At 31.9% G+C, this 9365-nt stretch carries 6 protein-coding genes; all 6 read left to right on the forward strand.

Annotated features, from left to right (window positions below; all coding sequences use genetic code 11):
- The first annotated feature begins 167 nt into the window (after positions 1 to 167).
- Positions 168 to 698, forward strand: a complete 531-nt coding sequence (nuoE, locus tag MR593_RS00370; protein WP_290685658.1) for an NADH-quinone oxidoreductase subunit NuoE — start codon at positions 168 to 170, stop codon at positions 696 to 698.
- 31 nt (positions 699 to 729) lie between these two features.
- Positions 730 to 2490, forward strand: coding sequence for an NADH-quinone oxidoreductase subunit NuoF (locus tag MR593_RS00375; RefSeq protein ID WP_290685661.1), 1761 nt, complete (start codon positions 730 to 732; stop codon positions 2488 to 2490).
- Between the two features lie 15 nt (positions 2491 to 2505).
- Positions 2506 to 5994 carry an FAD-dependent oxidoreductase gene (locus MR593_RS00380; protein WP_290685664.1) on the forward strand — a complete coding sequence of 1163 codons (3489 nt, stop codon included), beginning with the start codon at positions 2506 to 2508 and terminating at the stop codon, positions 5992 to 5994.
- Positions 5995 to 6258: 264 nt separating this feature from the next.
- Positions 6259 to 7014, forward strand: a complete 756-nt coding sequence (locus tag MR593_RS00385) for a MerR family transcriptional regulator (RefSeq protein ID WP_290685667.1) — start codon at positions 6259 to 6261, stop codon at positions 7012 to 7014.
- A 169-nt stretch (positions 7015 to 7183) separates the two neighbouring features.
- Positions 7184 to 8482, forward strand: coding sequence for a hemolysin family protein (locus MR593_RS00390; protein ID WP_290685669.1), 1299 nt, complete (start codon positions 7184 to 7186; stop codon positions 8480 to 8482).
- 118 nt (positions 8483 to 8600) lie between these two features.
- A partial coding sequence (locus tag MR593_RS00395; protein WP_290685672.1) for a threonine ammonia-lyase occupies positions 8601 to 9365 on the forward strand: 765 nt, incomplete at its 3' end.

Below are 9365 nucleotides of genomic sequence, written 5' to 3' on the forward strand. Positions count from 1 at the left end.
GAGAAATTCAAGATTTTTATTTTATTTTATTGTTATTGTTTATTAATTTAAAAGATCAACTCTGCAAATCAATAAACTAAGAAAGCTTGATGATAATATTTTTATGGGTGAATGTATACAACGTATGTTGTAAAAATTTAATAATTAAGAAATGGAGTGAAATTAGAATGTCAACTTGTAAATGCAAGAATAATCAGACTGATAATCTAAAAGAATTAGATGAAATCTTAGAAACTTATGGAAAAAAGCCAGGATATCTGATAACGATTTTACAAAAGGCACAAGATGCATATGGATATCTATCTATTGACGTTATGAATAGAATATCAGAATATACAGGAATAAAAGTAGCTAAGATCTATGGAGTTGCAACATTTTATGCTCAATTTAGATTACAACCTATAGGAAAATATTTAATAATGCTTTGCCAAGGAACTGCTTGTCATGTTAATGGTTCAGAAATGATAGCCCAAGTAGTAAGCGAACAATTAAATATAAAAGATGGCGAAACTACAGAAGACGGTTTATTTACATTAAATCAAGTTTCATGTTTAGGATGTTGCTCACTTGCTCCTGTTATGATGATTAAAACTGAAGATGGCGATGAAACATATGGTAATTTAACAAAAGATTCAGTAATTGAAATTATAAATCAAATTAAAGAAAAAGAAAAAAAGGCTGATGGGGAAACAGCTTAAGTAACTTAATAAATCAAAAGGAGAAGTATCAATGAAGATAGTAGTAGGTCAAGGTAGCTGCGGTATCGCAACTGGTGCCAAAAAAGTAGCTAATGAGTTTGAAGAAATATTAAGTAAAAAGAATTTAGATATAAAAGTAGGTATTACAGGATGTATAGGTTTATGTTTCTTAGAACCTATCGTAGATGTATATGAAGACGGGAAAGACGAACCTGTGAGATATGTAAAGGTTCAACCAGAAGATGTTGCTGAAATAGTAGAAAGCCACATCGAAAATGGAAAACCAGTAGAAGCTAAAGTAATCTCTGACGAAGATAAAAAATTAATGGAGAAACAACAAAGAGTTGTACTTAGAAATTGTGGTACTATAGATCCAGAAAACATAGATGAATACTTAGCTAAAGACGGATATAAAGCAACTGAAAAGGTTTTAACTACTATGACTAGTCAAGAAGTAATAGAAGTAATAAAAGTATCTGGACTTCGTGGTCGTGGTGGAGCAGGTTTCCCTACTTGGTTTAAATGGAATGAAGCTAAAAAGAATAAAGCAGATCAAAAATACATAGTATGTAACGCAGATGAAGGTGACCCAGGTGCATTCATGGATAGAGCCGTACTTGAAGGTGACCCACATGAATTACTTGAAGGTATGATAATCGGTGGATATGCAATGGAAGCAACAGAAGGTGTAATTTACGTTCGTGCTGAATATCCACTTGCAATAAAGAGACTTAATATAGCTATATCTCAAGCTAGAGAAAAAGGCTATTTAGGAAAGAATATATTCGGTAGTGGATTTGATTTTGATATAAGAATCAAAGAAGGTGCAGGAGCTTTTGTATGTGGTGAAGAAACAGCTCTTATCGCTTCACTAGAAGGTGAAAGGGGTATGCCAAGACTTAAACCACCATTCCCTGCAGCTAAAGGATATTGGCAAAAACCAACTAATATAAACAACGTTGAAACTTATTCTAATGTAACTTGGATTATATTAAATGGAGGGGAAGCGTTTGCATCATTAGGAAAACCAGAAAGTCAAAGTAAAGGTACAAAAGTATTTGCCCTTGCTGGAAAAATTAAAAAAGGTGGACTTATAGAAGTTCCTATGGGATTACCATTAAAAGAAGTAATCTACGATATAGGTGGAGGAATCAAACAAGATAAGAAATTCAAAGCTGTTCAAATGGGTGGACCATCAGGTGGATGTATACCTGCTGAACTTATAGATACACCAGTAGATTATGAAAACATAAACAAAACAGGAGCTATAGTTGGTTCTGGTGGTATGATAGTTATGGATGAAACTACTTGTATGGTTGACATGGCTAGATACTTCTTAGACTTTACTAGAAAAGAATCTTGTGGTAAATGTAACTATTGTAGAATAGGTACTAAGAGAATGCTTGAAATCTTAGAAAGAATTACACAAGGTAAAGGTAAAGACGGAGATATAGAATTACTAGAAGAATTAGCTCACAAAGTAAAAGAAGGAGCTATGTGTGGTCTAGGACAAACTGCTCCAAACCCAGTTATCACAACTCTTAAATACTTTAGAAATGAATATGAAGATCATATCTATAATAAGAAATGTACAGCTAAAGCATGTAAAGCATTAATAAGCTACGAAATCAAAGAAGATGCATGTAAGGGCTGTGGTGCTTGTGCTAAGAAATGTCCAGTTGGCGCTATAAGCGGTAACAAGAAAGAAGCTCACGTTATAGATAAGAATGTTTGTATTAAATGTGGTAAATGTATGGAAACTTGTAAGTTTGATGCAATTGAAAAAAATTAGGAAGGTTAAAATAAGATGAAGAAAATAAGATTAAATATAGATGACAAAGAAGTTTTAGGTCTTCCAGGGCAAACTATTTTGGAAGTCGCAAAAGAAAATGATATATTTATCCCAACTCTTTGCTACGATGAAAGAGCAGAAATATATGGTTCTTGTGGAATATGTGTAGTAGAAGTAGAAGGAAGTCCAAAATTATTTAAAGCATGTGCAACTGAAATATCACCAAATATGGTAGTAAAAACTAATACAAAGAGAGTTAAAGAATCAAGAAAAACTAACTTAGAATTATTATTATCAAACCATAATGGAGATTGTAAAGCACCATGTGTTCTAGGATGTCCAGCACACACTGATTGCCAAGGATATGTAGGACTTATAGCAAATGGACTTTATGACGAAGCAATTAGATTAGTTAAGGATAAAATTCCTCTACCAGCATCAGTAGGTAGAGTATGTCCTCACCCATGTGAAACTAATTGTAGAAGAGGTTTAGTAGAAGAACCTATAGCAATACAAGAATTAAAGAGATTCGTTGGAGATAGAGACTTAGCAACTGGTAATCCTTATATACCAGAAGTAGGAGCTCCAACTGGTAAGAAGGTAGCTATAATAGGTGGTGGACCTGCAGGTTTATCAGCAGCTTACTTCTTAGCTCAAAAAGGTCATGACATAACTATAATCGATGCAATGCCTAAATTAGGTGGTATGCTTCGTTATGGTATACCTGAATATAGATTACCAAAAACAGTTTTACAACAAGAAATTGATTTAATAGGTGAAATGGGAGTTAAAATGATACCAAATACAAAAGTTGGTGTAGATATATCTTTTGACTCTGTAAAAAATAGCTATGATGCAGTACTTGTAACAATAGGTGCTTGGTCATCAATAGGAATAAATTGTGAAGGATCTGACCTTCCAGGAGTTGTTGGTGGTATAGATTTCCTTGAAGAAGTAGCTAAAGGTAACCCAGTAAACTTAGGTGAAAAAGTAGCCATAGTTGGTGGTGGTAACGTTGCAATGGACGCATGTAGAACTGCTGTAAGAATGGGTGCTAAACAAGTTTACAATATATACAGAAGAACAATAAAAGAAATGCCTGCTGATGAACTTGAAATAGAAGAAGCTCAAGAAGAAGGCGTAGTATTTGAAAACTTAACTAACCCAATAAAAGTAATAGCTGGTGAAGATGGAAGAGTTAGTAAAGTAGAACTTCAAGTTATGAAGTTAGGTGAACCAGACGAAAAAGGTAGAAGAAGACCAGTTCCAGTAGAAGGTCAAACTAAGATATTAGATATAGATACATTAATAATCGCTATAGGACAACAAGTAGATGGTAGCGTATTTGATGGAATCGAAAAAACTAGAAAGAACTCATTAGTATACGATCCAAAAACTTATATGACTGCAACTAACGGTGTATTTGCTTGTGGTGACTGTGGTAATGATAAGATATCTATAGCTGTTGAATCAATAGCAGATGCTAAAAAGGCTGCAGAATCAATAGATGCTTTCTTACATGGAAAAGAAATAGATTACAGAAAACCTTATGTACATGAAAGAGAAGATTTAACTGAAGAATCTTTCGAAGATAGAGAAAAAATCTACAGACCTAAAGTAAAAGAATATGGTCCAGAAGAAAGAAAAGATAACTTCCTTGAAGTAAACCAAGGATATACAGAAGAACAAGCTTTAGCAGATGCTCAAAGATGTTTAGCTTGTGGATGTCAAAAATATCATGAATGTAAATTATTAGATTACTCTCGTCTTTACGATGTAGAACCAGAAAGATTCGAAGGCGAAAAATCAATTTTACCAATAGAAGATAGCCATCCATACATATTAAGAGATATGAACAAATGTATCTTATGTGGATTATGCGTAAGAACTTGTGATGAAATCATGGGTGTTGGTGCATTAGGTCTTGTAACTAGAGGATTTGATACAGTAGTTAAACCTGCTTTAAAACAACCACTAGAAGAAACTAATTGTATATCTTGTGGACAATGTGTATCAGTTTGTCCAACAGGTGCATTACAAGAAAAAACTCACGCAAAGAAAACTGTACCTCTTGCAAAAGAACAAACTCCAACTACATGTTCATTCTGTTCAGTTGGATGTTCATTAGAATTAAGTACACATGGAAGACTTATCATAAAAGCAGATCCAAGCATGGATGGACCTGTAAATGAAGGTTTAGTATGTGGTAGAGGTAAATGGGGATTCGATGCTGGATTAATCGACGACAAACTTACAAAACCATCTATAAAAGTAAATGGAGAATTAGTAGAAGCTACATATCATGATGCATTCACTATGGTAGCTAAAAAAGCAGAAGTTATAGCAAGTAAATACGGTAAAGATGCAGTAGCTGTAGCTATATCTGATAGATATACTAATGAAGAAGCTTATGCAATCAAGAAATTAGCTGATAAATTAGGTGCTAAAACTTTATGCTTCGACAATAGAGAAAGTGGATTAAGCAAAGTATTAGGTGTAAATGCATCTCCAAATGGTATGCAAGAATTATTAGCAACTGACGTTGTATTAGCTATTGGATTTAAACCAGAAAACAATCCAGTACTTAATATAAAATTAAAGAAAGCTGCTAAGAATGGAGTTAGAGTAATATTTGTAAATCCAAGTGAATATCCAGTAGCTAACTATGGATTTAACCCAGAAATAGTATATACAAACAATGACATAACTGCTGTAAAAGAAATAGCAAAAGCTTTAATAGATATGGGTAAAGCTTCTGATTTAGAAGGATTTGACCAATTCAAAGCATCACTTGAAGGCGTAGTTGTATCAGATGAAATAAAAGCAGTAGCAGAAGCATATGCTAATGCTAAGAAAGCTATGGTAGTATTCCAACAAAATATGGTTACTACAGATGTTGCTAGCTTAATAGCTGAAATAGCTATACTTTCAGGACATATAGGCGCTCCAAGAAATGGTATAGTACAAGTTAAACCTATGTCTAACTCTCAAGGTTTAGTAGATCTTGGAATAACTGCAGGAGCAGAAGCTCTAAATGGAGTTAAAGGATTATTATGCTTCGGTGAAGATCCTGATATAGATTTATCTTCATTAGAATTCTTAATGGTATCTGATACTCATATGACTAAGACTGCAGCAAACGCAGATGTAGTTATACCTGCTACAAGCTTTGTAAGTGCTAATGGTACTTTCATAAATACAGATAGAAGATTACAAGAAGTAAATGCAGCAGTAGAAAAAGAAGTAGAATTTGCTAATTGGGAAATACCTGGAGCAATAGCAAATGTTTACGAAGTAGACTTTGGATTTGCAAGCGAAGACGATATAAAAGCAGAATTAAAAGATGTAAATAAATTATATGCTGAAGGTAAAGTTGGAGAAAGATTAGGTGGAATATTACAACCAGTAGATCCTAAATTTGTTCACATACCAGATGGACCAATGGTAAGCCCATTAAAACCAACAAATAATTTAATGAATAAAATAAATGCTGAATTATTTTAAGGCTTAATATATTAAACATATATTGACTTTATGTCAAATATGTACAATAATTAATATGTAGATAGATTTTCTACAAGCATATCTAAAATGTAAATTTTAATATGCACTAAAGAAGCCCTAAAATGCAATATCTTTATATAAAATAACATTACTTAGATTTTCTAAGTAGTGTTATTTTTTTTTAAAAAAAGTATTGACCTTTACGTTGCGTCAATTTATATAATTTATTTATCAATAAATTAAAGGTTTTTAGGAGGTAATAAAATGGAATATTCAATACAGAGCTTGAGTAAAATGGCAGGAGTGAGTACTAGAACACTTAGATACTACGATGAAATAGGTATTTTAAAGCCAGCTAGAATAGCCTCATCTGGCTATAGGGTTTACTCTGAGAAGGAGGTAGATTTACTTCAGCAAATATTGTTTTATAAGGAACTTGGAATAGAATTGAAGGTAATAAAACAGATTTTATCATCTCCATCATTTGATATTTTAAAAGCTCTGTATAGTCATAAGGAGGGTCTTCTTAAAAAAAGGGCTCAGATTGATTTATTGATAGAAAATGTACAAAAGACTATAGATAGTAAAGAGAGGGGCAAGAAAATGGCAAATAAGGACAAATTTAATGGTTTTAAGAAGGAATTAATAGATAAAAATGAAAATAAATACGGAAAAGAGATAAGAGAAAAATATGGAGATAAAACGGTAGATGATTCTAATAAAAAGCTAATGAATATGGATGAAGAAAAATTCGATGAATTTAAAAAACTTGAAGGTGATATAATAGAAGCTTTAAAATTAGCAATGGACACAGGAGATCCATCTGGTGAACTTGCTATGAAGGCGTGTGAGCTTCATAAAAAGTGGCTTGGATATACATGGAATTTCTATTCTAAGGAGGCCCATAGAAATTTAGGTGAAATGTATGTGTGTGATGAAAGATTTAAAAAATACTACGATGATAATAGAGAAGGAATGGCTGAATTTTTAAGAAATGCTTTAGTAGAATTTACTAAGTAATAAGCTATATATAAATGTAAAATGATAAAGGCTCGATATACTATTTTGTATATTGAGTTTTTTTTGAAAATTTTTATAATATATGAACTAAGTAGTGTGCTCTCTATGTTATAATAAACTAGACTAAGTTAAAATTTTAATGTTGTGTAAGGGGGCATATTCTTTTATTATGCAAATATCAGTTTTATCAATTTCAATTGTAGCTTTGACTATAATAAATATTTTTTTTGTGCAATGTAGATATTCGTTGACGAGAATAGATGAAAATGAGTTAAAAAAATCTGAACAGCAAAAAGGCGGTGCATTAAAAAGGTGCATGAAAATAAAGGAAAAGGAAAACAAATTTTTATCTGTATGTCAATTTGCGACTATAATATCTATTTTAATTGTAGGTTTTCTATTAAATGAAGTATGTAAATTTATTTTTATCGAATTTCAAATAGACAACGATATATTAGAAAAAGTCGCAATAATAGGAATAATAATAGTAATGGGAATAGTAGAGTTAATAGTGGGTTTTTTTATTCCGAGAGCCTTAGCTATAAAAAATCCACAAAAAACTATTTTTAGAAATTCTTTATTACTCACAATTATATATGCATTTATAAGACCATTTTCTGCAATTTCGGACTTTATAGCAGAAAAAATATGTAAATTATTTAAATGTGATATGTCTAATATTTTGGAGGGAAAGACTTTAAATAATTTAGAAGAATCTATATCTATTGATGATGAAGAGAAAGATGAATATGGCATCGACGATAAATTATTTATGGACAATATATATAGCTTCAAAGAAAAACAAATAAGAGAGGTTTTAGTACCTAGAACGGATATGATCTGCATAGATTTAGATGACAGTGAAGAGTATATATTTAATTTGATAAAGGAAGAAGGATATACTAGATATCCAGTATGTGGAAAGGACAAGGATGATTTACTTGGATTTATACATATTAGAGACCTTTATAATCAAAAGCTTCTTGAGGATAAGGTAGATCTAAGTAAGATTTTGAGAAAAATAACTTATGTATCAGAAACTGAGCTTACAAGTAGGGTTTTAGAAAAGCTTAGAAAAGATAGAGTACAAATGGCAGTAGTTGTAGATGAATACGGTGGAACATCTGGGATTATCACAGTTGAGGATATACTTGAGGAGATTGTTGGAGAGATTCAGGATGAATTCGACGACGATGAAGAAGTAGATATCAAAAAATTAAACGATGGTTCTTATATAGTACAGGGTACAACTACAATCAACGATATCAATAGAATTTTAGATATAAATATGGAAAAAGAAGGATTTGACAGCATAGGAGGATGGATCTTCTATATGCTTGGAATGGATATCGAGATAAATCAAAGTGTTGATTTTGATGGATATAGATTTAAAGTAATAGAACTCGACAAATTTAGAGTTGTAAATGTAAAAATAGAAAAAATAATAGAAGAAGACAAAGCTCAATAAATTTTCAAAATGCGTTTTATTAAAAAAACAGTTTAATATAAGTGTACAAAAACGCAATTTAGTTGTATACTTAAAATAATAGAAAATTATAAAAAGTTTGTAAGTAAAGGGGATAAAAATGAATAAAGTAACTTTAGAAGATGTAAAAAAAGCTAGAGAAGTAGTTAAGGATGTTATTGAAAAAACACCTATGCTAAGGGGGATAGCTATAAGTAAGAAAACAGGAGCAAATATATATTATAAATGTGAATGCTTCCAAAAAACAGGGGCTTTTAAAATAAGAGGAGCTTATAATAAGATATCTAGTTTAAGCGAAGAAGAAAAAGCTAAAGGAGTAATAGCAGCTAGCTCAGGAAACCATGCACAAGGTGTTGCTCTAAGTGCAAAAATGCTAGGACTAGATGCTACTGTAGTAATGCCTACTTGTGCTCCAGAAGCAAAGGTAGCTTCTACTAGAGAAAATGGTGCAAATGTTGTATTAACAGGAGATGTATTTGATGAAGCATTTGCAGAAGCTAAGAGAATGGAAAAAGAAACAGGAAAGACTTTCCTACATCCATTTGATGATCCATATGTAATAGCTGGTCAAGGTACAATAACTCTTGAAATGTACGAAGCTTTAGATGGAAAAATAGACACAATATTATGTCCAATTGGTGGAGGAGGAGTTTTAGCAGGAACTTTAGTAACAGCTAAGGCTTTAAACCCAGATATAAAGGTTATAGGAATACAAACAGATAATATGCCATCTATGAAGGCATCTCTAGATAATGGAGAAGTAAGTAGTGCTCACAATGGACCTACATTTGCAGATGGTATAGCAGTTATGAGACCAGGAGAATTAACTTTCTCAATTGTTAAAGAATTGGTTGATGATATAATT

Origin of the sequence: Intestinibacter sp. (genome assembly GCF_022780145.1) — a bacterium.
Taxonomy (GTDB): domain Bacteria; phylum Bacillota; class Clostridia; order Peptostreptococcales; family Peptostreptococcaceae; genus Intestinibacter.

Excerpts from the sequence above, each read along its gene's own strand:
- MR593_RS00375 (WP_290685661.1), top strand. The coding sequence starts at position 730 with ATGAAGATAGTAGTAGGTCAAGGTAGCTGCGGTATCGCAACTGGTGCC.
- MR593_RS00380 (WP_290685664.1), top strand. The coding sequence starts at position 2,506 with ATGAAGAAAATAAGATTAAATATAGATGACAAAGAAGTTTTAGGTCTT.
- MR593_RS00385 (WP_290685667.1), top strand. The coding sequence starts at position 6,259 with ATGGAATATTCAATACAGAGCTTGAGTAAAATGGCAGGAGTGAGTACT.
- MR593_RS00390 (WP_290685669.1), top strand. The coding sequence starts at position 7,184 with ATGCAAATATCAGTTTTATCAATTTCAATTGTAGCTTTGACTATAATA.
- nuoE (WP_290685658.1), top strand. The coding sequence starts at position 168 with ATGTCAACTTGTAAATGCAAGAATAATCAGACTGATAATCTAAAAGAA.